Source organism: Microcystis sp. M_OC_Ca_00000000_C217Col (assembly GCF_007095585.1).
In the GTDB taxonomy this organism is placed as follows: Bacteria; Cyanobacteriota; Cyanobacteriia; order Cyanobacteriales; family Microcystaceae; genus Microcystis; species Microcystis panniformis.
This window is the reverse complement of record NZ_SFBV01000159.1, coordinates 1-23,565: the sequence shown is the minus strand read 5'-3', so window position 1 is coordinate 23,565 and position 23,565 is coordinate 1. Positions and strand designations below refer to the sequence as shown.

Sequence of the window (23,565 nt, the reverse complement as noted above, 5' to 3'; positions counted from 1 at the left end):
ATAAAAAGCAGTTTTTTCGGTAAATCAGGGACTATCTGCTTTTTTGCTTTTTCTTTTTTACTTTTTACTTTATTACTTGATCTTATGCGTTGGCAAGCTCGGCAAAAATCTTCCTTTTCTTTCCTTCCCCTATACGGATTTTTGGCATTTATCGTCACTTGTCTGATTATTTGGACAATTTCTCTCTATCCTCGTTCTAATGCTCTGGTGGGGGGTGATTCTCTCCCCGCACCTTTTAGGGAGTTTCAACCGGAATGCGCGGATTATGTCCTAGAAAATAGTTCTTTTAAGGATATATCGAGAATTTTTGATTGTAAAACCTATAAAAACCTCTCCGATCGCGTGATTCTTCCCCTATCTCTCCAAAAAAACGATATTAGTCTCAATAATTGGCAAAATAACTCGACAACAGCGATCGAATTGGCACCTTGGCCGGCAATTCATCCCCGCGCTCAAGAAACAAAAGTACCGATTTTAATGTATCACGACATTTTACCAGAAAAAGAGGTATTCTTTGACGTTACCCCCGCCGAATTAGAGGCACATTTTCAGTTTTTGCAGGAAATCGGGGCAACTCCTATCAGTATCGATTGGTTAATTTCCCATCTGCGGACAGGGATCCCCCTTCCCGATAAACCGGTTTTATTGACTTTTGATGATGGTTATGGGGGACATTACCAGTATGTCTATCCTTTATTGAGAAAATATAACTATCCTGCTGTTTTCTCGATTTATATCAATAAAATGACTCAAAAAACTGGCAGAACCAGTGTCACTTGGCAACAACTCCAGGAAATGGCCGCCGATCCTCTAGTACAGATTGTCTCCCATAGTGTTAGTCATCCCCGGGATTTAAGATTATTGTCCGATGCAGATTTGGAGCAAGAAGTCAAGCAATCGAAACAAATCTTAGAAAAAGAATTGGGCATTCCGATTAATTATTTCACCTATCCGGAAGGGAAGGCGGACGATCGAGTGAAGGAATTCGTCAAAAAAGCGGGTTATCGGGCGGCTTTATCGATGAATGACCTCGATGAGCATTTTGCGGGACAATCCCCCGATTTACTCACGATTGGACGCTTTGGGCAATCACGCACGCGAGAAGTTGTACCGCAAGCTTGGGGGGGTGATCCCTTACCCCGTAGGGATGGCGGTTTTAACTTTGCCACCACCATCCAAAAACGGGAAGTGGAATTTCCAACCAATACACTTGTATTGATTAGTGGCGGGATTCCCAAAACCATCCACGCTGATAGTCGTTATCAAGTGGAGGAAATTATCGCCAGTACAGAAGCGATCGCAGCCGTGGATGGCGGTTTTTTCTCTCTCAAGGAATTGGACTCAAATCAGATGATCGGTCCGGTTTTAAGCCAAAATGGCGGCTTTATCCCGGGATATGAGGGAGAAATCGACAAGTTAGAGGGTCGTCCTTTAGTAATCATTACCGATCAATGGGTGCGTTATCTTCCCTTTGATCGGGCCCGTCATAATACCCTAGAAGGAATCGCAGCGGAGGCTGGAGATGATCTCAAGGTTACGGATGCTTTTGTCGCGGCCGCTTGGTTAGTCAAAGATGGACAACCACAACCGCGGGAATCCTTTGGTACACTTTACGGTTTTGATGCCCTGCGTCACCGGGCTTTTTGGGGGATTAATCAGGCAGGACAGCCAGTTATCGGGGTTTCCAGAGAGCCGATCGATTCGATGGCTTTGGGAGAATTATTAGTACAGGCAGGTTTTCGGGACGCAGTGATGTTAGACTCAGGAGCAAGCACCTCCCTCGCTTATCAAGGTCAATCGCAAGTGCATTATACTCCCCGTCCCGTTCCCCACGTTGTCGCTTTATTTCCCCCCACAGAAACCTATATTGTTCCCATTAGTCATGTGGGGATTCCCTGCGTAATTTTCACCGATTCCTGTGCTGCGGGGAGTTAGGTTAGCACTAAGCTAAGACGCATTTTAACCGCCTATCCTTAGATTAGCTGAATCTCCCCCACCCCCCCCTTGCCCCCCCGACGTCGGGGCGGCAAGGGTAGGGTGTTGAATATACGGGAAAATCAAGGAAAATAAATCATGCACTTTTTCTGTCAAAATTTGTCAGGAGGAAAAAACAACTTTTCTTTTAGAAAGAGTGGATTGTCCAAAAACTTGCTCTTGCCAAATATTAACATCCTTCGACCTGATAGTTTCCAACGCCTCTTTAATCAAATTGACAGTGAAATCGGTAGTTACTAGCACTATTGTTAAAACCATAACCCCCAGTTCGTTTATAGGACATCTTTGCGAAAAAAGCTTATACTTACCAAAGATATATTCAATGACATCGGAAGTTCCCAGAAATATCTCACCTTCTGGGATAGTAGAAGTTTGTTCTAATAAATAACGCTGTATTTTCTGGTAAATAGGGATAATACTTTCGGGAAGGTAAGACTGGGGAAAAAGCTTATCCCATTGAGATAAAGATGTTTGAGTTAACCCCTCATGTTTGATTTGAGCTTCAAGACTTCCGGTCATAGCCAAGATGGTAGCCCAGACAGGGAGAGAATCTTGATTGATAGTCTAGGAGCCAGTCCAAAGACCCTATCTAAGTTAAAATAACGAGATTTTGTCCGTTGACAAGGCGGCATTAAAAACAATAATTCGGTTTGTTGTATCTCTTGACGACACTGATGACATTTTTTGACAAATGACTGATATTGTTCATCTTTTTCCAGTTCTGACTTTAAAATCAATGCCATCTGATGAGTTACCTCATAAGTGTGAGCAACTTCTGGATTTTTCTCCTAATATAATTGGATTCCTCTGTATAAATCCCTGCCGTGGTCGGACACTATTTGTCGAGGAGTTCCCATCTTATTTGTTACTTGTTCTAACACTGCCGCTATCAATTCTCCCTTTGTTGATGTCATAATCTCTAGTTATAGTTATTACGCTAGGGAGTAGAACGATGATCAAGGCGATATCTTTCTCTGGGTCGGAGATTATCTATCCCGATAGTGATGGTAAACCGATGGCCGATAATACCAAACAGTTTCGCTGGATTGTGACGATCAAGGAAAATCTCGAATGTTTATTCGCAGACAATGACAATGTGTTTATCGCCGGCGATCTGTTGTGGTATCCGGTCGAGGGGGATAATAAAACCTGTCAAGCGCCGGATGCTATGGTAGTGTTTGGCAGACCCAAGGGCGATCGAGGTTCCTATAAGCAATGGTTAGAAAACCAGATTGCGCCGCAGGTGGTCTTTGAAATTCTCTCTCCGGGCAACACTAAAGCGGAAATGCGCCGAAAATGGCAATTTTATCAGCGTTTTGGCGTAGAAGAATATTATCTCTATGATCCCGATGCTAATTATCTACAGGGTTGGTGGCGAAGGGGTGATCAATTGGAGATGATTGCCGCGATCGATAATTGGCAGAGTCCGCTTCTACAGATTCGTTTTCAACTGGAGAGTCCCCAGTTAGCTATTTTTTATCCCGATGGCTCGCGGTTTTTGACCACCCTAGAAATCAAGCAAAAAGCGGAATTAGCCGAACAGCAAGCCCAACAGGAACGTCAACGGGCCGAATTAGCTGAGGCAAAATTAGCCCGCTTAGAGGCGCAATTACGGGCCCTGGGGATTAATCTAGAGGAAAGCTAACGAGAGGCGGGAAGGACGGGATTTAACCACTGGAGAATCTCATCTTTGAGACGGGAATTATCCCGGGCAAGTCCCTGTTTTAACCATTGGCCGATCGCATCGAGGGGAGTAAATACTTCTCCGGTTTGCCAACTGACATCTTGACTCAAGGGAGTGAGATGATTGCCCGGGAGAGTTCGCAGGGCAATTAAATCATTAAAACGTTTTTTTAGCAGGGGATTTAATACCAGAGATTGATCGATCGTGTCGTCTTGAAAACGGATTAAAAGATTGCGACGAATGGCATAATCTTGGAAAATTAACTCGTTTGTTTCTTCGGGGGAAGGGGTAAATTCGAGGTTAAAAGTGGTGTCAATTTGCAAAGGTTCAATAAAGGGAATAGCTCGACGAATGGGATAATTATTAAAGGAAATGAGGATATTTCCCGCCCGTTCCACTTCGTAGAGACTACCGATTAATAAATGTAGTTTACACCCCATACTGTGACCCAATCCGTAGATGGGGAGATAACCTTGGGGCAGACTATGATTCCAGCGCAGACGTTCAATAATATTATCAAAACGGTTTAAAACTGTGCGGGCGATCGATTTGTGATCGAGGGTATTAACAAAGGGAGTCGCGACAATAGCGTATCCTGAATTCCCAAGACTTTCTAATAACCAACGATAGGTAATATTCGGGGCCGCTGCCACAAATGCCCCCCCTAAAAAGTGAATGATACCCCGGGGACGACGGGGGAGAAAAACCCAATTACCCGCTATTTCTTGCCAATTCATAATTAGTTATCAGTTAATTAATAACTTAGTCACTCACCAAATAAAGACTACCTCATATTATACTAAATCCTGTTTAAAACGGATAGGAGATTAGCCCGAGATTTGCCCGCCGGATAAGGATAACTGCTTGCCCAAGTTATAAAAAATCGGGATGAATAGTTCTAGGGCAGTTTTTTCTTAATAAAAGCCACTAATTGAGACATTTGTTTCTTCATAGTTTCCATTTCTGTTTGCATTTGGGCAATTTGGGACTGGAGAGTCTGAATATCGGTGCCATAATCCCCGGTGAGTTCCTCTAGTTTCGGGCTAAAAACTGTTGGTTTCGGAGAATATTGTTTGGCCTTAGCCATCGCTTCTTTAATCGCTTGTACCAATTGTTTTTGGTCGAAAGGCTTCTCAATAAAGGCAAAATGCGGGAAAGGTTCGGGGATTTTCTCTACTACCTCCTCTTTCCGTCCCGACATTAACACTAGGGGGATACTTTTGAGATTATCTTCGGTTTGGATTTGCTGAAACACCTCCCAACCGCTCATTTTCGGGAGAAGGAAGTCCAAAATAATCAAATTCGGGTTTTCGGTACGGATGAGATGATAGCCCTCTAATCCGTCTTTAGCTTCGAGTAATTCAAAGTTACCCTCTGGTAACATATCGCGAACGTGCATCCTGATCACTTTACTGTCATCGATAACGAGAATTTTATGATTTGACACGATAGACACCTTAGACAAGAAATAGATAAGCTCGATGATTCGAGGGGGTATTGGGGGAAACTTTCGGGATACGGATTGAGAATTCCCAAAAAACCCCTAGAAACTAACATACATCATAAAGAAAAAACCTCGGTTAATGTCCGAGGCTGCTGTTGTAGGAGAACTCAATGCAAAACAAAAGGAAGATACCAAAACCAAAAAGGTTTTGAACGGTAAATCACCTTTGTTGTCCCATTGTAACCCCTGTTTAAGCTTATCGGGAGGAAGTAGCACTTTTTAGGGCTAAATAACCTAAACCGAGACATAAAAGCGCATTTACGCCCAAAAATGCCTGAGCGATCGTACCAGAACCTAACCAGATCAGAGTAGGATGGATAACAGCACTGATACCTAAAGTCACCGCCATAGCTAAAGATACCCCCACTGCTAACCATTTTGCACGGGGATGACCCAAAAGCAGAGCAATCAGGACAAAGGGCAGGATAACACTGGCAAAAAGCGGATTAAGGGCAGAACTTCCCTGAATAACACCTCCTAGGTCGGAAAGAGAACTCCCCATCACTCGGAAAGGCCATTGAGGTAAATCGAAGATATAAAGACCTCTGAGGAAAAATAAGCCAGAACTGCCAAAAATTAGACCAGCATTCAAAAATCCGTTCCAGGAGAAGGGAAAATAACTTCTTAGCCACCAAGCAAGAAGATAAGAACCCAAAACCATGGCCATTTTGGGCAAAACCGCCACCGCGCCGCCATCAATCCAGAAACGGGGATTGAGATAACCGTTATCGCGCAACCAACGCCAAAAATCCCGGAAAGTAATCTGTCCTTTTAGGGCCAATTGTAGAGCATTGCCCGCGTCTAATTGTCCGGCGCCAAAATGATTAAAGGGATCATCATTGATCTTACGGGCTGACTGTTGCAAAACCTCTAAAACTGCACTGGGTTCTTTAATTCCCGCAGCTTTGATTAAAGCTACCACCCCAGCAACGTGAGGGGCTGCCATGCTGGTTCCCTGAAAACCGAGGAACGCCGGTTCACCCCCTTTAGCGGGATCGATGGTTTCTTGGATAATTTTACCCGTATCGGAGCCGCCGGGGGCAGCAATATCGATTCCGGCCCCGAAATTAGAATAGGGGGCCTTATTTCCGGAGGCATCTACCGCAGAAACGCCGATAACGTGCGGAAAACGGGCGGGATAGGCGGCGGAATTATCATCGGCATTACCGGCAGCGGCGACGATTACCACACCTTTACTATAGGCGTATTCGATCGCCTCTTTCATTACTTGGGTTTCGCCTCCACCCCCTAAACTCATATTGATGACATCGGCTTTATTATCGACGGCAAAACGGATCGCTTCGGCAATATCTCCCACGGTTCCCCCACCCGTCCCGGAAAGCACCTTGAGGGGCATAATTTTGGCTTTGTAGGCGATGCCAGCTACCCCGTAGTTATTATTGGTCGATTGGGCAATTGTTCCCGCTACATGGGTTCCGTGACCGTTATCGTCCTCGGAATTGCTGCGATCATTGACGAAGTCGTAGCCTTCCACAAACTCGGTTTCTCGCAGATCGGGAACTTTTGATACACCTGTATCAATGACGGCGACGGTGATTCCTTCACCGTGATTTTCTTCCCAAGCGCGTTCGATGTTAATTCCCCGCAGGTTCCACTGTTTGCTATAGTCGGGGTCATTGGGGGCGATAAAAGCATGATAAATATAATCGGGTTCGATCGATTCAGTGTATTTTTTTAGGTCGGAATTGCGGAGAGTTTTCAGAAGTTTGCTATCTCCATCGACGATGTAAAGATGTTCATCGATGGAAAAGATACTATTTAAACTGGTGGGGGTTCCCGCTTTTTTGTTGATAGCATTTAACTGCTCATCGAGTACGCTGACGGGTATATCGTCTTTAAAGTCGATCAAAATTGATTGATATTCGCCCCGATTTGCTAATCCAGTAAAGTTAAATAGAGCAAATCCTAGACCGATAACGAATAGGGTTAACAATAAAATTTTTTTCATAGATTTCCTAAGAATTTATCATTGCAAGGCAAGGTTTTTTTAGTTTCGATGAGAGAATCTGAGGGAAGTTCCCCTATTTTTGTCGCAGTTGAAGATAGGACTAACCAGTCACAAAAAGTCACCTGTTGTTTATTTTAAGCTCGATCGCCGATCGCTGTTAATTGCCGACTGGCAAAAATAGCTTCGTAGTGGCGATAATGTTTAAATTCGAGGAGATTATAGAAAGGATCCTCTAGGAAAAAGGTTTTATGTTCGGTTATCTCCCCAGTAAAGCGAGTTTTTGGTTCTAGATAAAATTTTAGTTGATTGACTCGTGCTTGTGCGAGAAGATTGTCCCAATCCCTGGCATCCGGCAGAATTAGACCAAAATGGCGAGGATAAATGCTATTTTGGGGAGTAAGAGGCATTTCGGTGACGTGAGCGACCACCTGATGACCATAGAAATTTAAGATAATCGCTTTCTCGGTTTCCCTTCCCGCTAAACAACCTAAACCATCACAGTAAAAGCTTTTAGCGGTGGACACATCGGTAATCGGAATAGCGAGATGAAAAATTGCAGGTTGATTCATGGCGATCGAGTTTATCCGCATTCTACTAGGTTCCATTGTAGCGATCGAGGGGCGACCCTTCCGGGAATTTTTTTTAATTGGCAATTACCTAGAATTGGCCCGATAAATCTCAAGATATCAAAAAGTGCTGGCCCTTGGAGTAATCGGGGGGGAAATTTTAGGCACTTTTTCCCTGAAAATTAGGTAATCGACCCCCTGAAAATGGGTAAAACCCCAAACCCCACACCCCACCTAAAGACTTTGCGCGATTCTAAAACCAGCGTGTTGATAAAAATTCCGGCGAAACCAATTGCGATAGTAGGGTAGGATTTCTGTGCCGTTAGTCACCCAAGCTCCTCCTAACATCATTTTATGTTGACTATTAAAGAAAGGAGTGGAATTGTCAGCATAGAGGTAATGGGGTTGAAAGTCAGTTAAGGGATTAAAATCATCTTCTAGCCATTCCCAGACGTTACCGCGTAAATCATAAATTTCTGAGTTATTGCCAGCATTTTTTAACATTCCCACGGGAGTGGGAGAACAGAATTTTAAATTGAGGTTATAGTCCTCAAAGTTATCGTTTTCTAGGGTATAACATCGATTTTTTTGACTGCCATAGGTGACTAAATTCCACTCAGCTTCCGTCATCAAACGTATTCCTTGACCTTGAAAACGACAGTAGGCGATCGCTTCATAATAGTTCACTTCTACCGGCCAATCAAGCGGTAAATCAAGAACATCAAACATGGCTCGATATTGATAATTTCCGCGCTCATCTACCAGCCAAAATTTAGGATATTTGACTCGATAATGATTTTTCCATTGCCAAGCTTCCTCATCCCAATAGCTAGGATTTTCGTAGCCACCATTATGGACAAATTCTTTAAATTCTCCATTGGTAATCATATATTTACTCACCAGAAAATTGTTAACTTTAACTTGCCGATAACCATACTCATTATCCCAACCATAAATAGGAGAATCTTGGGGTTTACCAATTTCTACTATTCCCCCAGAAACCTCCACCATTTGATTAGGACTAGCTTGACCAAAAGAAGGGGCATAATGCCACCCTTGAGGACGTTGCAGACGCTCTAAGGGCAGTTGTCTGAGTAACATTGAAGATGTTTCAAAGTGAACACGCTGATGCTCAATTCCCATCATTAATGACCAGAGAGAATGCTGAGGATGAATAGGAAGATTAAGGGGGGTATTTTTAATTATTTCGACCACAATTTCATAGACTTGTTGCCGATATTCCCAAACCTTAGCCACCCCGGGCCACTGAATATGGGCGATAGCAGAGTTTAATTCTGCGGGAGTTGCCGGATCTACTCCCACTCCAAACAATAATTCGTAGTCAGGATTAGGGCTTTTTTTTAATAGGTTAACCAGCTGCAATTTATTAAGATAAAAAGCGGCAGCATGACCTAAATAAAAAATGAGGGGATTTCTTAAATCGTCAGGGTTACAATAAAAAGCTTCTTCTTTGATGATGCTTTTTAACAGCATATCTTCTAATTGCCAAGCATTTTCAAAATAGTCCAGTAGATTTTCTCGACTACAGTTACTTAGAGAGATAGGAGCCTGTGCTTGAATCTTTTCCATGTTTTTGTGCCTCTATTACTGATGATAATGTTTTCGTTAATTACAGGGATAACTGACAGAGAATTAACCCGAATAAATTTTCAGGATCGGTGAAAACCTTGAGCGGTTTTAATCCCTTTGATTCTAGGTCTTTTTGCATAGTTTCTAGGTTAAATTTACGGGAAATTTCTGTTAAAATACTCTCCGATGCTTGAAAATTAACTGTTAAATCGAGTTTTTTAAGATGAACAGGGTGAGTTTTTTGACAAATTAAATACATTTCAATTTGAGATTGATCTTGATTATAGATAGCTTGATGACTAAATAAATCAAGATTAAAATCAGCTTGAAAACGCCAATTTAAATGGGAAAGCATATTTAAATTAAAAGCGGCTGTCACCCCTTGGGCATCATTATAAGCTGCTTCTAAAATTGCTGATGGTTTTTGCAGATCAATCCCTAATAAAAAATAATCTCCAGCTTTTAAGACAGTGGCAATTTCTTCTAAAAAATTATCACATTCAGCCGCAGAAAAATTACCGATCGAACTTCCCAAGAAAAAAATCATTCTGGTATTATCAGAAGCATTTTTATAGTAGGCTAAGGCCTGTTCATAGGTTCCAATTAAACCCTGAATTTGTAAATTAGGATATTCTTTTTGTAATTCTATGGCACTAGCTTTGAGAATAGTTTCACTAACATCGATAGGTACATATTTAGAGGATTTTTGCTGCTGATAATAAGCGTCCAACAACAGACGAGTTTTAGTGGAACTACCACTACCTAATTCGACCAATTCGCAGGCCCCTGTATAGGCGACAATTTCTTGAGCATATTCTTGGAGAATAGCCGCTTCTGTCCTAGTGGGATAGTATTCTAGCAATTGACAGATTTCTTCAAAAAGTTGCGAACCTTGCCGATCATAAAAATATTTAGATGGTAAACTTTTGGGGGTTTTAGTTAATCCTTCAATCACATCTTTGCCATCATCTTTAACCATGTTTTGTCCCGTGGCACCGGTGGCTAAATACTCAATTTGTAACAGTTCTTGGTTAGATTGTTTAAGTTGCATAGATTCTCCAGATTATTCTCCAGTTTTTTGATTGTTCTCGATCGATACCGAGGATGAAATCCACTTTGACAGCTTGAATACTGGCAGAGATTATCATTCCCCGGTAATCTTACCACTAAAAGGCCGCAAAATTTACCTCTTGTCTAGATAGACAAAGTTTATGGATGGTAAATAAAAGCTGTTAAATCCATCGAGATGAGTGCTGATGTTATCTAAGTAAAATTACTGGTTTAATTAATCAGTAAAGACTGCATTTCCTCTAAGGTAAGATTTTCTTGAATGTAGCGAGGTTTAAGGGGATGATAGGGACTAGCAAGACGATCTATCTTAATAATTCTAGCAGTTTCAGGAATGATCGGAATATCGGGATCGTAGGGAGTGCTGCGGGTAAGGGAACTAGAAAAACCTTTAAAAATAGAGATTTCTTCCTCCTCCCCATCCACAGCAATAGTCACTAATAAAACCTCGTGGGGATTTTTGAGGGTGTATTGTTCGAGTTGTTGACCAATATTCATAGAAAAATGGCTAATCATCGATAGCTAAAAACTTACTGTTGTAAAGCTGAACGTCCCTGTTTGCCAAGGCGAATAAGAAGAAAATGGGCAAAATAGAGAGTATAAAAAGAGAGGCCAACTAAACCAAAAAAGCCCAAAACATTAGCGGTAGCTTCTGAATGAAAAATCTCGCGAAACTGCCAGGGTGCTTCCTGCCAAACCTGACAATAGGGAGAATTTAGCAATTCCCCTGACATAGCACAGGAGAGAAAAGGTAAGGTAGAAATTGCGCCCAAAGGACAATAAATCGTTACTGCCCAACGCCAAGCAGTGGTGACAAATTTAATCGGACTGGCGGGTAAATCTTTAATTTCATCGTTAATATCCACCCAAAACCAGAGGGAAATCGGGATTAAAATCTTAGCTAAAAAACTGGTGACAAAACCAATCGGCCAGGAAGCGATCATTAAATATACGGTAATTAACAAAAGACTAGCCACTCGCCAATAGATAATCAACAATTTTTGTAATGATTCGATTTTTGCAAATAAAGACCAAATTAACAAAATTGCCGGAATAATCACCGTAAATAGGACGGCTAAACGATAATCTATCCAAACGAGAGGACGAAACCAAAGTTGATTCATAAATTATTTAGACAATTACACTGTCAACATTTTACTGTCTTCCGACGCGGGAGCCAAAATCGGTCACAGCTTGACCAACAAACCAAAAAACGAGAGGCGATCTCTTTATAGTTGAGATCGCCCTAAAGCTAGGATTCTACTGTGAGGAGAGAAAAAACTGCTGCCTGACTGGATTAATCTTCATAAAGGCGACACTCGGCGGCATCGGGATTATCAGCACAATACTTTTCAAAGTAGGTTTTTTGGGGATGGTCTTGACGTTGGTGAGCAGCTTCTGCTTGTAATTCTTCCACCGCATCCCAAGCGGCGGCACATTCACCAGAGGTGGAACCTTCTATACTACAGACGGCTCTGGCATTTTCTAGCTCTTCTTGAATTTTATCCTGGATATTGCTCATGATTCCTCTGGAATTGATCTATTGATACTCTAACAATTATACAGTCACCTTCTCAAACCACAGGATCGGTTATCCCACTTGATCGCCTTTCCTGTGCTATGAAGCCGATCCTAGCGCAATTTTTGGGGAATTTAACATCAAGATTTCCTGACGGGGCCAATTTTTAGCCCAGATTTCGCACTAGAGAAATGCCAGAGGGATTTCTCCCCGGCATAGACAGCGAGCAGAACCATATATCGACTTATTTAGGCCGTCTTACACCAAATCCGTTTTTAATAGTATGATTAACTGCCAAGTTATCGATTGTTTTTCCCCGCTCCAGTGCTTTGGCACTCACCTACTCTCCTATACCTTTTACACAGGATTTAGTATCATTCTAGGGACTAGGGGAAAAAGACTGTTTTGCTGCAATAGTCAGCATTCCTGTCACCAAAATGCCGACAATGCTAAGGAATCCAATGGTCGTAATGTTGACTCGTGCGTTAAGATCGTCAACCCGCTTTTCTAGTCCCATAACTTTGGCATCTAAGGCCTTAATATCTCCTTTAATTTCTCCTAGACTGTTCTCGATCGCCTTCTGTCCATTTTCTAGGTTTGTCAGTCGGGACTCGATCACTGTCAGTCGGGACTCGATCGCTTTCTGTCCGCTAACGATTAAATCTTCTAACCTTTTCAGATCATTCTCGGTAACTGCTGTCATCAGTGACAATCCTCTTATAGTTGAATTTTTGCCAGTCTCCTAATCAATACTCTATCAATATTTTCTCGGTCGGGGACTCTTTCAAACAGTAATTGGCAAAAATCAGATTCCCTACTGAGAGAGCCTAGTGATCCCGTCAAAACTGAAACAGTTTTTGATTCGGTTACGGGGACAGCAGCGCGCGCATTTAGGGCTGTATAATTGCCGTTGATATTATTAACAATAAAATCTGGGTGCAGCAGGACGGCACGGTAGCAGCGATTGGCGATAAATTGGTAGCTAGGGGAGTCCCCAAACAAGACATCGTTTTAGCTTACCATGGGCCCCCTGTGCGACAATATACCGAGTTTGCCCTTGGCTAAAACCATTAATTGATGACTTTGCCCATACAAGTTTTACCCCAAGACGTAATCGATTTAATTGCCGCAGGAGAGGTAATCGACTCTTTAGGCGCTGTGGTGCGAGAATTAGTCGAAAATGCCATTGATGCGGGGGCAGATAGGATTACCATCGATATATTTCCCCAAAACTGGCGAATACAAGTATCGGATAACGGCAGGGGAATGTCTAGAGAAGATTTGCAACTGTGTAGCTATGCCCACAGTACCAGCAAAATCCGCCAACGGGACGATCTTTGGCAGATTACCAGTCTCGGATTCCGTGGTGAAGCTTTGCACAGTATCGCACAGGTGGCGCATCTGCGGGTTGCCAGTCGCCATGACGATGATTTGGGTTGTTATTGTCTTTACAATCACCAAGGCGAGCCGGATAATTTAGAAACGATTCCTATAGCTATCGGCACTATCGTGACGGTAGAGAATCTCTTTGGTAACTTTCCTGTGCGTCGTCAAGCTTTACCGTCAATTAACAAACAATTAAAGGATATACAGACTTTAATTCATAATTTTGCTCTCTGTCATCCCCAAATTACTTGGCAGGTTTTCCAAGATCATCAAGATTGGTTACGCATTAGTCCGGGTAAGGATGCCAGTCAAATATTACCGCAATTAGTTAAATCTCTGCATTTTAACGATTTAGCATCGCTAAAACTTGACTTGACGACTCCTGACGCAGAATCTGCTCAAATTGAATTAGTCATTGGTTTGCCCGATCGCATTTCTCGCCATCAACCAGATTGGGTTAGAATTGCTGTTAATGGGCGAATGGTGCGCTCATCGGAGTTAGAACAGGCAACATTTGAAGCTTTCGCTCGCACAGTCCCTAAAGATCGCTATCCCGTTTGCTTTCTCCATCTACATCTTAACCCTCGTTCGATCGATTGGAATCGTCACCCAGCCAAAGCGGAAATATACCTGCATAACCTCATTTTTTGGCAAGAACAGATAATTTCAGCCATAGACAAGGCGTTAGGACTAAATCCCGAACATATACCCGAAAAAGCGCAAAATCAGCGCGTCAGTCAAATTCTCAAGGCTGCCGAAGAAAAAAGCACCTATACAATAGGGGAGAAATCCCCGAAAAATCGGCTGGAATTAAAGGCAGTAGCCCAAATTCACCAAACTTACATAGTTGCCGAACATCCTCACGGATTATGGTTAGTCGAACAACATATTGCCCATGAGCGGGTTTTGTACGAACGTTTAGAGGATAACTGGGAAATCGTGCCGTTAGATACTCCGATCATCTTAAATCAGTTAACTACTCGACAAATCGAACAATTACAACGTTTAGGATTAGAAGTTGCTAGTTTTGGCGATCGCTCTTGGGCAATTCGTAGTATTCCTGTTCTACTAAAAGAACGGGAGGATCGGGCTGATGCTTTACTAGAATTAAGTTTAGGGGGGGATTTACAAACCGCTCAGGTGGCTACCGCTTGCCGGAGTGCTATCCGCAACGGTACAGCTTTGAGTTTAGAAGAAATGCAGAATTTACTCGATGATTGGCAAAATACCCGTAATCCCCGCACCTGTCCCCACGGAAGACCGATTTACTTATCCTTAGAAGAAACTTCGCTCGCTCGCTTCTTCCGTCGTCATTGGGTAATCGGCAAAAGTCACGGCATTTAATCAGTTATCAGGAGTCTCCGAGTCTCCGAGTCAGGAGTCGGGAGATAGGGTGATAGGGTGATAGGGATTTAGGGGTTTAGGGAAATTTCAGCCAAATGCTCCACTTCCCCAGTTCCCCAGTTCCCCACTTCCCCACTTCCCCATCTCTCAATTGGCCGATATTGCTAGGGAAAAACGGAAAGTGCTGCCTTTACCTAATTGACTTTCCACCTCGATTTGACTTTGGTGTAATTCCACTAAACGACGGGTAATCGCTAAACCAATACCACTACCCCCAGAATAACGGGAACGAGAACGATCGGCCCGCCAAAAGCGCTCGAAAATAAAGGGTAAATCCTCGGCTGCGATGCCGATTCCCGTATCGATAACGGCAATTTGTAGGTGGTTTTTGTCCCTTGTCACTTGCAGGGTAATTGCACCATTATCAGTGTAACGAATGGCATTACCGAGCAGATTAACTAAGATTTGTTCCAGGCGATCGGGATCGGCCATCACAGCTGGTAAATTGGGGGGACAATCTAACTGTAAAGTCGGTCCATCTTCTAATAATTGATCGGCAAATTTTTCGATGAGAGAATTTAACAAAGGTAATAAATTAACAGGTTGCAGTTTAATCGAGAGATAACCAGATTCCGCTTGCGATATCTCCTGTAGATCGTGGGTTAAACGTTCTAACCTGCGGGTTTCTTTCACTAATTTCTGATAAAGTTCTGGATTAGGTTTGATCGCACCATCGGCTAATTCTTCTAAATATCCCCGTACCACGGTTAAGGGTGTGCGTAATTCGTGGGTAAGATCACCGATTAATTCCCGGCGCCTTTTTTCCACATCGGCTAAACTAATCGCCATCTGATTAAAACTGATGGCTAATTGATTTAATTCGGGGATTTCGCTTTCTGGAACTCGCGCCGATAAATCCCCTTCAGCAAAATTTTTAGTGATTTGTTTCATTTGTTTTACCGGTTTCATAATGCGTTGAGAAACCAAAAAACTTAGATAACCAGCTGCGCTTCCTCCGGCAATGAATGACCAAACAGCACTACTATCCCAAGCTGTCTCAAAACCCCTAACCAAGAAAGTTCTCGCTGATCGCACGGTAAAAAATCCCTGCCTTTCTAACTGTTCTAAACGCAAAACAAACATTCGCGGAGAAGATAATTTAGCAATGATAATAAAGCTACTCAATCCCACCACCATAACGAGGAGATGGGATAAAAATAATCTGGTTCCTAAGCTTAATTTTGGTGGCTGCATATTTGTTTAAAAACTCTATTTGTTGTCAATATTATTGAGAGACTGCTGCATAAATATAAAAACCTTTTTGGCTAATATCTTTTGGTCTTTTTGAAATCAAAAAGTGCCAGCCATTGGATTGTTCGGTGGGAAAATTTAGGGACTTTTTCCCTGAAAATTAGGTAATTCGCCAATTCAAAAATGGGGAAACCCCTACACCCTACACCCCACACCCTACCCCTAGGAAAAACTTTTTGCCGCAAACCCTATTGACAGGGTTTCTCATAAAGATGAAGTATAAGAGGATTTGGCATCGACCACCGACTCCAAAAAACAAAAACTTTGTACCTCACCATTAAGATAAAAGACCTAGATTCGGCTACAGCATCATAAAGAACTCTATCGGGTTCTTCTTGTTGAAGAATCTCTCGTCAAGCTATGCTGTGAGGGGAGAGTAGGTCAAAACCTAACTTTTTGCCGCTCTATACTATCGTATCAAGATGCGCTACTCTGTTAGGAGATGATTTTGCTTGAGTCATCTGCTCAAAGTAGCGTCTGTTTTTTAACCCTTACCCTTAAAAGAGAATCTTTTCTGTATGCTAGAGGCTAATAATCAGGGAGAGAATCAAATATTTCTCTATGAAGTTGTTTTTTCCGGTTCTTCTGGCTCTTTGCCTCAACGCTTCTCCCGGACAGTCCTGCGAGTACCTAAAAGCCGCATGAGTCAAGAAACACAGCGCCTCCTGCGCCAAGGGGCCAAGATTCTCAGTATAAGGCCTCTTGACCCAGAAACTGCCCCGATTAAGCCTAGTTTACCACCTCAACCTTGGTGGATAGAGATCACCACCACTCAGCCGAAATGTCTCTATTATTTCGGTCCTTTTGAGAGTTTTTCGGAAGCTTTATCCCATCAATCCGGTTATATCGAAGACCTCCAATCGGAATCTGCCCTGGGAATTAACAGCGAAATTAAACAATGTCAGCCAGAGGTTTTAACTCAAGAATATTTTTAATGTATGGTATCTAATTATACAGATTTTTAGGAATAGTTAGCTTCCTCTTGTTTTCGTTTAATAATGCCTTTACCCTCACAGAATTTACAGGGGACGGATTCATTCTCCGTCTCTAGATAGATTCTTCCTTTGCCCTGACAGTGGGGACAGATAACTTTTTCTTCCCACCAATAATTCTCTAAAAAAGCCTCATCGGTAATATAGGTAAAATCTTCAAACATTGGCTTGTCCTCTTATCGTTGAGATAGCTTAATCTGGATTCATCTTTCAACCTGAGAAATTGAAAATCACTTTTACCCCCATCGTAAAAAAGATCGGGTTCATTCTTCTTGAAACTTAAATTACTTCATATTTATTTATGTTTATTAATATATAATGAGTGTTCACTATCAATCGGGTGTATCTCATATTTGTGACTTTCTCTCACTTCTGGTGATCAGCAGAAGTTATACTAAATCCGTTTTTAATAGTGTGATTAACTCCCAAGTTATGGATTGTTTCTCCCCGCTCCGGCGCTCCGGCGCTCCCCACTCTCCTATACCTTTTAAACAGGATTTAGTATTATCTCCTCGAAAAAAAATCAGGAGCAGAATTTCTACTCCTGATAACCTATTCACTTTAGACTTGCCAATTTATTGGAGGATGCTGGCAACTTTGGCGCTTACGTCCAGTTGAGTTTCAGCGTAGATATTTTGACGAGTAGCGGCGATTTCTGTGTAAGCTTGACGCACTTCCGAGTTAACTGCCACCGTTTTCACATCGTAGATACGGGTAGCCAGTTGGGGATAGAAACCGATAGCGACAATCAAAGCGAGGAAAGAGACAGCGATAAAGATTTCTCTGGGTTTAGCGTCACTATATTCTGATTCATGAGGGAGGACACAGCTAGTACCAAAACAAACTGCCTGTTCGTTACTTTTGTTGGGGAGAATGTTAGTAATATCGCAGGAAGAACCATCTCCGTAGAAAACTTGACGGAGCATGGAGAGTAGATAAATCGGGGTGAGGATTAAACCAACGGAAGCGAGGAAGACAGTCACAACCCGGAAGGTTTGGCTATAAACGTCACTGCTAGTGACACCGATGAATACAGTAATTTCACTGGCAAAACCGCTCATTCCGGGTAACGCTAGGGAAGCCATGGCGCCGGCAGTAAAGAGAGCGAAGACTTTCGGCATCGCTTGGGCAATCCCACCCATCTCGTTTAAAGCTAAGGTATGGGTGCGGTCATAGGTGACACCAGCAAGGAAGAATAAGACGGCGGCAATTAAACCATGGGAGAGCATTTGTAACATAGCACCGCTAATACCCACATCGGTAAAGGAAGCAATCCCTAAAAGGACGAATCCCATGTGTGAAACCGAGGAATAAGCGAGACGGCGTTTCATGTTTTGTTGACCGAAGGAAGCGAAAGCACCGTAGATAATATTGACGACACCGAGAATCGCTAGAATCGGAGCAAAGTAGATGTGTGCATCGGGTAGAAGCCCCATATTAAGGCGGATTAAACCGTAACCACCCATTTTGAGGAGAACACCAGCGAGAATCATCGATACAGGTGCAGAAGCTTCACCGTGAGCATCGGGGAGCCAAGTATGGAGGGGGAAGATGGCGAGTTTGACCCCGAAAGCGATTAATAAACCAGCGTAAAGGACTAATTCTAAAGCGAGGGGATAATCTTTAAATCCTAATTCCGCCATATCAAAGGTCATCGCACCACCACCGTAAAGGGCCATGGCTAGACCGGCAACGAGGATGAAGATAGAAGCGGCGGCGGTGTAGAGTAAGAATTTAGTGGCGGCATAACGACGTTTTTGACCACCCCAGATGGAAACGAGTAGATAAACGGGAATTAACTCGATTTCCCACATTAAAAAGAATAATAATAAGTCTTGGGCGACGAAAACACCAATCTGAGCGGCGTAGAGCAACAGCATCAGGAAGTAGAATAAACGGGGTTTACGGTCCACTTGCCATGCGGCCAAGATAGAAAGGGTTGTCACCAATCCTGCTAATAAAACTAACGGTGCCGATATACCATCCACCGACACCGCCCAACTTAAACCTATTTGGGGAACCCAATCGATTTTTTCCACTAATTGTAGGTTGGGGTTGCTTAAATCATATTTTTGTAAAAAGACGTAACACATTAATATAAAGTCTGCTAGTCCGACTCCAAGAGCGAACCAACGAACAGTTTTTCCTTCCTTGTCGGGGATTACAGGGATTAGGAAGGAGGCAAGCAAGGGGAGCAAAATGATGGCAGTGAGCCAGGGGAAGTTAGCCGTTAGCATGGCAGTAAGAAAAAATACCTATTTCGTTATGTGTTCATTCTATGCGACTTTGTAAAATTTTGTTAATATTTTTTACCAAGTTTTACTATAGATTTTCTTCAATGATCCCCGCACTGTGATTGATCAGCCCAAATAAGCTTGTTTGACTCGCTCATCCTTGAGTAAATCCCCAGCTTCTCCCGCAATAGTCAAGCGTCCCGCTGCCAAAACATAGCCGCGATTGGCAGTTTCTAGGGCTAAATGGGCGTTTTGTTCCACTAACAGGATAGTTACTCCCGATTCATTTAATTTACGGATAATACTGAAGATTTCTCGCACTATCTGCGGCGCTAGTCCTAAACTGGGTTCGTCTAGTAACAATAACTTGGGACGACTCATTAAAGCTCTGGCGATCGCCAGCATCTGCTGTTCCCCACCGCTTAGGGTTCCCGCTAACTGCTCTCGGCGCTCCGATAGTCGGGGAAACAGTTGCCACTGCTCTTCGATATCACTTTTTACTACTAGGCGATCGCTTCTCGTATAAGCACCTAACTGCAAATTTGTCAAGACTGTTTGACGAGCTAAGATTCTTCTCCCTTCTGGACTATGGGCAATTCCCCGTTTAACGATTTCATGGGGCGGTAAATGGGTAATATCTTGACCCTGATAGATTATTCGCCCCGTCTTTGCTGTTAAAAGCCGAGATATCGTCTTTAGAGTCGTCGTTTTTCCTGCTCCGTTCGCTCCAATCAGGGTGACAATTTCCCCCGTTTCTACCCTTAAACTAACCTGCTGTAATGCCTTTATTCCGCCATAATTAACCGATAAATCGTTAATTTCTAACATAAACCCCGTCAAATCCCAATAGGATCACTATAGCAGTTATCAGTTATCAGTTATCAGTTATCAGTTATCAGTTATCAGTTATCAGTTACCAGTTATCAGTTATCAGTTATCAGTTATCAGTTATCAGTTATCAGTTATCACTGATCAGATGTGAGTTTTTAGTCAGTCCCGATGAAAAAATTTTCACCACCAGAGATGAAAGAGGTTTCCTTCCCTACACCCCACACCCTACACCCTCTTTCAAGTCAGGGATAAGGAGGAAGCCTGAGCATTTGTACTAGATTTTCCCAGAAGCAGATTAACAGTGCTGTCTTTTCACTGATAACTGTTTACTGATAACTGTTTACTGATTATCTGCCTAAAACTTCCAAGACCACTGGGGCAACTCCCGACTGGAAGACACCGATAATCGCTGCCGCACCTCTGGAGAGGTCGATGACGCGACCACCGCTAAACGGACCGCGATCATTAATTCGCACCACCACCGAGCGCCCATTACGCAGATTAGTTACCCTAACCTTGGTGCCGAAGGGTAGATAGCGATGGGCGGCAGTTAAACCACTAGAGTTAAAAGTCTCACCACTAGCGGTGCGACGACCGTGGAAACCGGAACCATACCAAGAGGCCATTCCCCGTTTACGGGGGCGACTGCTGGTTTTTGTCCCTTGGGTTGTTTTCGGCTTCTCTGGCGGTGTCACTGAGGTAGGATTGCTGGCCGGGACTGGTTTGACTTGATTGGGTTGTGATTGGGGTTGTATCGTCGAAGGAATGGCCTCTTGGGTTCGGGGTGTAACGCTTGCTGGGACGGTATTTTCTTTGTCCACTAGGGACTCCAAAGTTTTAAGAATTTCGTTAGCATTATCTTGAACCGAACGTGATACTTTAATATCTGAATCGAATGTTCGACTATTAGAAAAAGCGGACAGAAAGGTTTGAGTAGTTGACTCGATAACAGTTTGACGACCTACGCTAATATCCGTCAGGCTGTTGCTGTGTCCTGCTGTCTGGGAACAAATTATCGAGGCTGTAGTCCCCACTACGGTAAGGGCAGTTACAGCTTGTAGTTTGTTGATCAGTTGTTTATTCATAGACTTTCTTATTGCTCGTTAGCAAGTTCCCAATGCAAAGCTGAAGGAATTTGCTAACATTCCTTTTTGCTTGCAAAGCTAACTTGGTTGCGTTCTGTTCAACCGTATCACGGAAAATCGGTTGGTCATTACGAGAATTTATATCGTTATCGGGCAAGAGAATCAAAAATTTAAATAAAGGGTTGACTTGCGCTAAAAACCAAGTTAAGATGGGAAGTTTTTAATTTTTTGTCTCCTAGAGGGGGGCAAGATTAGGAAAACTTGGGGAATTAGTGAAATTTCGAGAGGTAATAACGCTAGTATTGACAAGGCTTTCAGGGATTATCAGCCTCCCTCGATTTCCCTCTATAAATGCAGATAATGATTAATAAAACTGTTGTCTTCGCTACAAAAAACCAGATTTTTAATATTAATGTTAAATCGGACTAAGGATCAGAGATTAAAAATTATAATATGGGCTTGACAAAAAACTAAAAATAAGCTGTTATTAGCCAAACTTAACTATAGAATCAGAAATGCTGATACAGGCTAATACTAAATCCTGTTTAAAAGGGATAGGGAAGTGGGGAAGTGGGGAAGTGGGGAAGTGGGGAAGTGGGGGATTGGGGAAGTGGGGATTGGGGAAGTGGGGGATTGGGGAGTATTTTGCTGTGAACAGTGAACTGAAAACCCGCATCTGAATCACTGAATACTGGATACTGAAGACCGACTCCTAACCCCACGAAAAGCTTTTTCGGCAAACTCTATCTAATTGTGTGTTGGGTTTCCTTAGGTCAATCCAGTTAGAAAATTAATCGCAGTAACGCACCAATTTAATGACAAAGTTGGTGCGTGGGGTGCGGATTGTTAATTTTGGTTTTTCATCAAAATTAGTAACCGCCTAACGCACCCTACAAGATTAGGCGATCGCAAAATGATGCGATCGCACTCAACCTAATATCAACAGACTTTCTGTTTCACTATCAAAAAATTCAACAATAATTAAAAAATAACCTCTTAAAATTTCGATAATTTTTGAAGTGGGACTATTACCAATACGAAGATAGATAAATTTTGGTGGATGACCATATAATAGACTGCGCTGATGAAAATCGGAGTCTTTAGAGACAATTACAAAATCGTTGAATTTGGCAAATTCCCAGATAAGTGCATCATCAGTATTGATCAGTCCTAAAGTCTTGACGTGCTGAGAATCAGCATATAAATCAATTATTTTATCAATAATCCGATCTGACAAATTTTCATCTAATAACAGTTTCATAAAGAGGTGATAAATAATTTTTTCTCTCGATCAGCAGCAAAAGCCAAACAAGCTTTGATATCCTCGGAAGTTAATTCTGAAAAATCCTCAAGAATTTCTGCTTCTGTCATTCCTGCTGCTAAATATTCTAGAATATCGTACACAGTTATACGCATTCCTCGAATGCAGGGTTTTCCGCTTCGTTTTCCAGGTTCAATGGTAATAATGTTTTGGTAACTCATAATGCTTTAATTATTTGGACTTTCCCAATTATATCTTATTTGATGACAGAGATCGCACTCCACCCCACCGACAAGAACGATCACCCTTCAACTTCGTACCACTCTTAGGGTGTAAAGTGCGAAAGCGTAACGCACCAATTTAATAATAAATTTGGTGCGTGGGGCGCGGATTATTGATTTTGGTTTTTTAACAGAATTAGTAGCCGCAAACACGCACCCTACCAGATTAGCAGATTAGAGATCGCGCTGATTTAAACCTCTCTCTTTAATTTCTTTAAGGGTTTTATTAACAGCATATTTTGCATTGATACTATTAATCAATTCAGTTTGATTATGTTTTTGAGCAACTCCCAATACATCAACAATCAAGTCAAAACTTCCGTCAGTATTACGAATCCAACCTAGATCATAATCTCCCTCTAGCACAGCAACAATATCTGATCTAACTCTTTGACCGTTAGAACCACGAACATCTGCTTCACGTTTAACTATTATTCCTAAATCCTGCAAAGATTTTACTAAAATTTCAGGATCAGTTATTTTAGTTCTTAAAACAGAAAAATGACCGCCGCCGCCTCTTTTGTTCTGAATATCCTGCTCTCTTTTGTTCTGACTATCTTGATCAGGATTTCTCAACTCTCTGAAATTATTACGCCCAAGAAGTCCTCGAAACATTTCTTTAATGTCAGAATCTAGATCCTTTCTAGCTAATATGGTTTCGATAATTGCTCCTATTTCTGAGTCAATTGGTATTCTAGCTAATGCTATAAGAAGTGCAATTGCTTCTGATTTACCCTCCTTAGCTTGTTGTTGAATAATGGGTAAAGTTTGAGGGTTATCTCGCCAATGGGTTGCTAAAGCTTCAATTGCTTCTGATTCACCCTCCTTAGCTTGTTGTTGAATAATGGGTAAAGTTTGAGGGTTATCTCGCCAATGGGTTGCTAAAGCTTCAATTGCTCCATATTCACCCTTATTAGCTTGTTGTTGAATAATGGGTAAAGTTTG

The 23,565-nt window shown here is 42.4% G+C and carries 26 protein-coding genes; 5 read left to right on the top strand and 21 right to left on the bottom strand.

Features of this window, described 5'->3' with window-relative positions; genetic code table 11:
• Positions 1-84 precede the first annotated feature (84 nt).
• On the top strand, positions 85-1,935 hold the full coding sequence (locus tag EWV66_RS09310; protein WP_287108114.1) for a polysaccharide deacetylase family protein: 1,851 nt from the start codon (positions 85-87) through the stop codon (positions 1,933-1,935).
• A 162-nt stretch (positions 1,936-2,097) separates the two neighbouring features.
• Here the strand turns inward: EWV66_RS09310 and EWV66_RS09305 are convergent, their stop codons facing one another.
• Genes EWV66_RS09305 through EWV66_RS09295 form a run of 3 tightly spaced genes read right to left on the bottom strand, consistent with a single transcriptional unit; the run spans position 2,098 to position 2,909 of the window.
• Entirely contained in the window at positions 2,098-2,514 is a 417-nt protein-coding gene (locus tag EWV66_RS09305; RefSeq protein ID WP_052276946.1) for a hypothetical protein, read from the bottom strand.
• Positions 2,511-2,738 (bottom strand): hypothetical protein, encoded by a 228-nt coding sequence (locus tag EWV66_RS09300; RefSeq protein ID WP_249264888.1) that lies wholly within the window; start codon positions 2,736-2,738, stop codon positions 2,511-2,513. The genes EWV66_RS09305 and EWV66_RS09300 overlap by 4 nt, the downstream gene beginning before the upstream one ends.
• A 45-nt stretch (positions 2,739-2,783) precedes the next feature.
• On the bottom strand, positions 2,784-2,909 hold the full coding sequence (locus EWV66_RS09295) for a hypothetical protein (protein WP_283160180.1): 126 nt from the start codon (positions 2,907-2,909) through the stop codon (positions 2,784-2,786).
• Between the two features lie 38 nt (positions 2,910-2,947).
• On the opposite strand from EWV66_RS09295, the gene EWV66_RS09290 reads away from it, so the two are divergent.
• On the top strand, positions 2,948-3,640 hold the full coding sequence (locus EWV66_RS09290; protein WP_052276947.1) for a Uma2 family endonuclease: 693 nt from the start codon (positions 2,948-2,950) through the stop codon (positions 3,638-3,640).
• Here EWV66_RS09290 and EWV66_RS09285 read toward each other — a convergent pair.
• From EWV66_RS09285 to EWV66_RS09240, 10 genes are all read right to left on the bottom strand, one after another.
• On the bottom strand, positions 3,637-4,416 hold the full coding sequence (locus EWV66_RS09285; protein ID WP_002758145.1) for a DUF1350 family protein: 780 nt from the start codon (positions 4,414-4,416) through the stop codon (positions 3,637-3,639). The genes EWV66_RS09290 and EWV66_RS09285 overlap by 4 nt on opposite strands.
• A 161-nt stretch (positions 4,417-4,577) precedes the next feature.
• Complete coding sequence (locus EWV66_RS09280; protein ID WP_002788834.1) at positions 4,578-5,126, bottom strand: response regulator; 549 nt, start codon at positions 5,124-5,126, stop codon at positions 4,578-4,580.
• A gap of 253 nt (positions 5,127-5,379) precedes the next feature.
• Complete coding sequence (locus tag EWV66_RS09275) at positions 5,380-7,152, bottom strand: S8 family peptidase (protein ID WP_052276948.1); 1,773 nt, start codon at positions 7,150-7,152, stop codon at positions 5,380-5,382.
• Positions 7,153-7,286: 134 nt separating this feature from the next.
• Positions 7,287-7,721 carry a VOC family protein gene (locus EWV66_RS09270; protein WP_052276949.1) on the bottom strand — a complete coding sequence of 145 codons (435 nt, stop codon included), beginning with the start codon at positions 7,719-7,721 and terminating at the stop codon, positions 7,287-7,289.
• A 231-nt stretch (positions 7,722-7,952) separates the two neighbouring features.
• Entirely contained in the window at positions 7,953-9,308 is a 1,356-nt protein-coding gene (gene ovoA / locus EWV66_RS09265) for a 5-histidylcysteine sulfoxide synthase (RefSeq protein ID WP_287108109.1), read from the bottom strand.
• Between the two features lie 40 nt (positions 9,309-9,348).
• Positions 9,349-10,359, bottom strand: coding sequence for an L-histidine N(alpha)-methyltransferase (gene egtD / locus EWV66_RS09260; protein WP_185236920.1), 1,011 nt, complete (start codon positions 10,357-10,359; stop codon positions 9,349-9,351).
• Positions 10,360-10,589: 230 nt separating this feature from the next.
• Positions 10,590-10,874: a DUF7734 family protein gene (locus EWV66_RS09255; RefSeq protein WP_002788842.1), complete on the bottom strand. Its 285-nt coding sequence runs from the start codon at positions 10,872-10,874 to the stop codon at positions 10,590-10,592.
• A gap of 32 nt (positions 10,875-10,906) precedes the next feature.
• Positions 10,907-11,500 (bottom strand): DUF3177 family protein, encoded by a 594-nt coding sequence (locus EWV66_RS09250; protein ID WP_002770135.1) that lies wholly within the window; start codon positions 11,498-11,500, stop codon positions 10,907-10,909.
• A gap of 173 nt (positions 11,501-11,673) precedes the next feature.
• Positions 11,674-11,898, bottom strand: a complete 225-nt coding sequence (locus tag EWV66_RS09245; protein ID WP_002788843.1) for a Calvin cycle protein CP12 — start codon at positions 11,896-11,898, stop codon at positions 11,674-11,676.
• Between the two features lie 376 nt (positions 11,899-12,274).
• Positions 12,275-12,598, bottom strand: coding sequence for a hypothetical protein (locus EWV66_RS09240; protein WP_052276952.1), 324 nt, complete (start codon positions 12,596-12,598; stop codon positions 12,275-12,277).
• Positions 12,599-12,831: 233 nt separating this feature from the next.
• Here EWV66_RS09240 and EWV66_RS09235 point away from each other — a divergent pair, with 233 nt between their 5' ends.
• Together EWV66_RS09235 and mutL are read left to right on the top strand one after the other, a co-directional pair.
• Positions 12,832-12,960 (top strand): element excision factor XisI family protein, encoded by a 129-nt coding sequence (locus EWV66_RS09235; RefSeq protein ID WP_002770124.1) that lies wholly within the window; start codon positions 12,832-12,834, stop codon positions 12,958-12,960.
• A gap of 12 nt (positions 12,961-12,972) precedes the next feature.
• A complete protein-coding gene (gene mutL / locus EWV66_RS09230) occupies positions 12,973-14,625 on the top strand; it encodes a DNA mismatch repair endonuclease MutL (protein ID WP_052276953.1) in 1,653 nt (550 codons plus the stop codon).
• A gap of 147 nt (positions 14,626-14,772) precedes the next feature.
• Here mutL and EWV66_RS09225 read toward each other — a convergent pair whose 3' ends face one another.
• The gene (locus EWV66_RS09225; RefSeq protein WP_052276954.1) at positions 14,773-15,879 is read right to left on the bottom strand and encodes a sensor histidine kinase; all 1,107 of its coding nucleotides are present in this window, start codon (positions 15,877-15,879) and stop codon (positions 14,773-14,775) included.
• A 575-nt stretch (positions 15,880-16,454) separates the two neighbouring features.
• Here EWV66_RS09225 and EWV66_RS09220 point away from each other — a divergent pair.
• Positions 16,455-16,871 (top strand): DUF1816 domain-containing protein, encoded by a 417-nt coding sequence (locus EWV66_RS09220; RefSeq protein ID WP_004162910.1) that lies wholly within the window; start codon positions 16,455-16,457, stop codon positions 16,869-16,871.
• Between the two features lie 26 nt (positions 16,872-16,897).
• Here the strand turns inward: EWV66_RS09220 and EWV66_RS09215 are convergent, their stop codons facing one another.
• The 7 genes from EWV66_RS09215 to EWV66_RS09185 form a co-directional block, all read right to left on the bottom strand.
• Positions 16,898-17,092 carry a hypothetical protein gene (locus EWV66_RS09215; protein ID WP_002770192.1) on the bottom strand — a complete coding sequence of 65 codons (195 nt, stop codon included), beginning with the start codon at positions 17,090-17,092 and terminating at the stop codon, positions 16,898-16,900.
• A 411-nt stretch (positions 17,093-17,503) separates the two neighbouring features.
• Positions 17,504-19,165, bottom strand: coding sequence for an NAD(P)H-quinone oxidoreductase subunit 4 (locus EWV66_RS09210; protein ID WP_052276955.1), 1,662 nt, complete (start codon positions 19,163-19,165; stop codon positions 17,504-17,506).
• Positions 19,166-19,288: 123 nt separating this feature from the next.
• Positions 19,289-19,990, bottom strand: coding sequence for an ABC transporter ATP-binding protein (locus tag EWV66_RS09205; protein ID WP_287108103.1), 702 nt, complete (start codon positions 19,988-19,990; stop codon positions 19,289-19,291).
• A gap of 350 nt (positions 19,991-20,340) precedes the next feature.
• Positions 20,341-21,078 (bottom strand): septal ring lytic transglycosylase RlpA family protein, encoded by a 738-nt coding sequence (locus tag EWV66_RS09200; RefSeq protein ID WP_185236918.1) that lies wholly within the window; start codon positions 21,076-21,078, stop codon positions 20,341-20,343.
• A 928-nt stretch (positions 21,079-22,006) separates the two neighbouring features.
• Positions 22,007-22,339 (bottom strand): DUF5615 family PIN-like protein, encoded by a 333-nt coding sequence (locus EWV66_RS09195; protein ID WP_072927574.1) that lies wholly within the window; start codon positions 22,337-22,339, stop codon positions 22,007-22,009.
• Positions 22,336-22,560: a DUF433 domain-containing protein gene (locus EWV66_RS09190; RefSeq protein ID WP_002745983.1), complete on the bottom strand. Its 225-nt coding sequence runs from the start codon at positions 22,558-22,560 to the stop codon at positions 22,336-22,338. The genes EWV66_RS09195 and EWV66_RS09190 overlap by 4 nt, the downstream gene beginning before the upstream one ends.
• A 234-nt stretch (positions 22,561-22,794) precedes the next feature.
• On the bottom strand, positions 22,795-23,151 hold the full coding sequence (locus EWV66_RS09185) for a DUF1257 domain-containing protein (protein ID WP_287108119.1): 357 nt from the start codon (positions 23,149-23,151) through the stop codon (positions 22,795-22,797).
• Positions 23,152-23,565: the final 414 nt, after the last annotated feature.

Excerpts from the sequence above, each read along its gene's own strand:
- EWV66_RS09275 (WP_052276948.1), bottom strand. The coding sequence starts at position 7,152 with ATGAAAAAAATTTTATTGTTAACCCTATTCGTTATCGGTCTAGGATTT.
- EWV66_RS09215 (WP_002770192.1), bottom strand. The coding sequence starts at position 17,092 with ATGTTTGAAGATTTTACCTATATTACCGATGAGGCTTTTTTAGAGAAT.
- mutL (WP_052276953.1), top strand. The coding sequence starts at position 12,973 with ATGACTTTGCCCATACAAGTTTTACCCCAAGACGTAATCGATTTAATT.
- EWV66_RS09225 (WP_052276954.1), bottom strand. The coding sequence starts at position 15,879 with ATGCAGCCACCAAAATTAAGCTTAGGAACCAGATTATTTTTATCCCAT.
- EWV66_RS09300 (WP_249264888.1), bottom strand. The coding sequence starts at position 2,738 with ATGGCATTGATTTTAAAGTCAGAACTGGAAAAAGATGAACAATATCAG.
- EWV66_RS09245 (WP_002788843.1), bottom strand. The coding sequence starts at position 11,898 with ATGAGCAATATCCAGGATAAAATTCAAGAAGAGCTAGAAAATGCCAGA.
- EWV66_RS09205 (WP_287108103.1), bottom strand. The coding sequence starts at position 19,990 with ATGTTAGAAATTAACGATTTATCGGTTAATTATGGCGGAATAAAGGCA.
- EWV66_RS09310 (WP_287108114.1), top strand. The coding sequence starts at position 85 with ATGCGTTGGCAAGCTCGGCAAAAATCTTCCTTTTCTTTCCTTCCCCTA.
- EWV66_RS09210 (WP_052276955.1), bottom strand. The coding sequence starts at position 19,165 with ATGCTAACGGCTAACTTCCCCTGGCTCACTGCCATCATTTTGCTCCCC.
- ovoA (WP_287108109.1), bottom strand. The coding sequence starts at position 9,308 with ATGGAAAAGATTCAAGCACAGGCTCCTATCTCTCTAAGTAACTGTAGT.
- EWV66_RS09285 (WP_002758145.1), bottom strand. The coding sequence starts at position 4,416 with ATGAATTGGCAAGAAATAGCGGGTAATTGGGTTTTTCTCCCCCGTCGT.
- EWV66_RS09290 (WP_052276947.1), top strand. The coding sequence starts at position 2,948 with ATGATCAAGGCGATATCTTTCTCTGGGTCGGAGATTATCTATCCCGAT.
- EWV66_RS09200 (WP_185236918.1), bottom strand. The coding sequence starts at position 21,078 with ATGAATAAACAACTGATCAACAAACTACAAGCTGTAACTGCCCTTACC.
- EWV66_RS09295 (WP_283160180.1), bottom strand. The coding sequence starts at position 2,909 with ATGACATCAACAAAGGGAGAATTGATAGCGGCAGTGTTAGAACAAGTA.
- EWV66_RS09305 (WP_052276946.1), bottom strand. The coding sequence starts at position 2,514 with ATGACCGGAAGTCTTGAAGCTCAAATCAAACATGAGGGGTTAACTCAA.
- EWV66_RS09220 (WP_004162910.1), top strand. The coding sequence starts at position 16,455 with ATGCTAGAGGCTAATAATCAGGGAGAGAATCAAATATTTCTCTATGAA.
- egtD (WP_185236920.1), bottom strand. The coding sequence starts at position 10,359 with ATGCAACTTAAACAATCTAACCAAGAACTGTTACAAATTGAGTATTTA.
- EWV66_RS09270 (WP_052276949.1), bottom strand. The coding sequence starts at position 7,721 with ATGAATCAACCTGCAATTTTTCATCTCGCTATTCCGATTACCGATGTG.
- EWV66_RS09250 (WP_002770135.1), bottom strand. The coding sequence starts at position 11,500 with ATGAATCAACTTTGGTTTCGTCCTCTCGTTTGGATAGATTATCGTTTA.
- EWV66_RS09190 (WP_002745983.1), bottom strand. The coding sequence starts at position 22,560 with ATGAGTTACCAAAACATTATTACCATTGAACCTGGAAAACGAAGCGGA.
- EWV66_RS09255 (WP_002788842.1), bottom strand. The coding sequence starts at position 10,874 with ATGAATATTGGTCAACAACTCGAACAATACACCCTCAAAAATCCCCAC.
- EWV66_RS09195 (WP_072927574.1), bottom strand. The coding sequence starts at position 22,339 with ATGAAACTGTTATTAGATGAAAATTTGTCAGATCGGATTATTGATAAA.
- EWV66_RS09240 (WP_052276952.1), bottom strand. The coding sequence starts at position 12,598 with ATGACAGCAGTTACCGAGAATGATCTGAAAAGGTTAGAAGATTTAATC.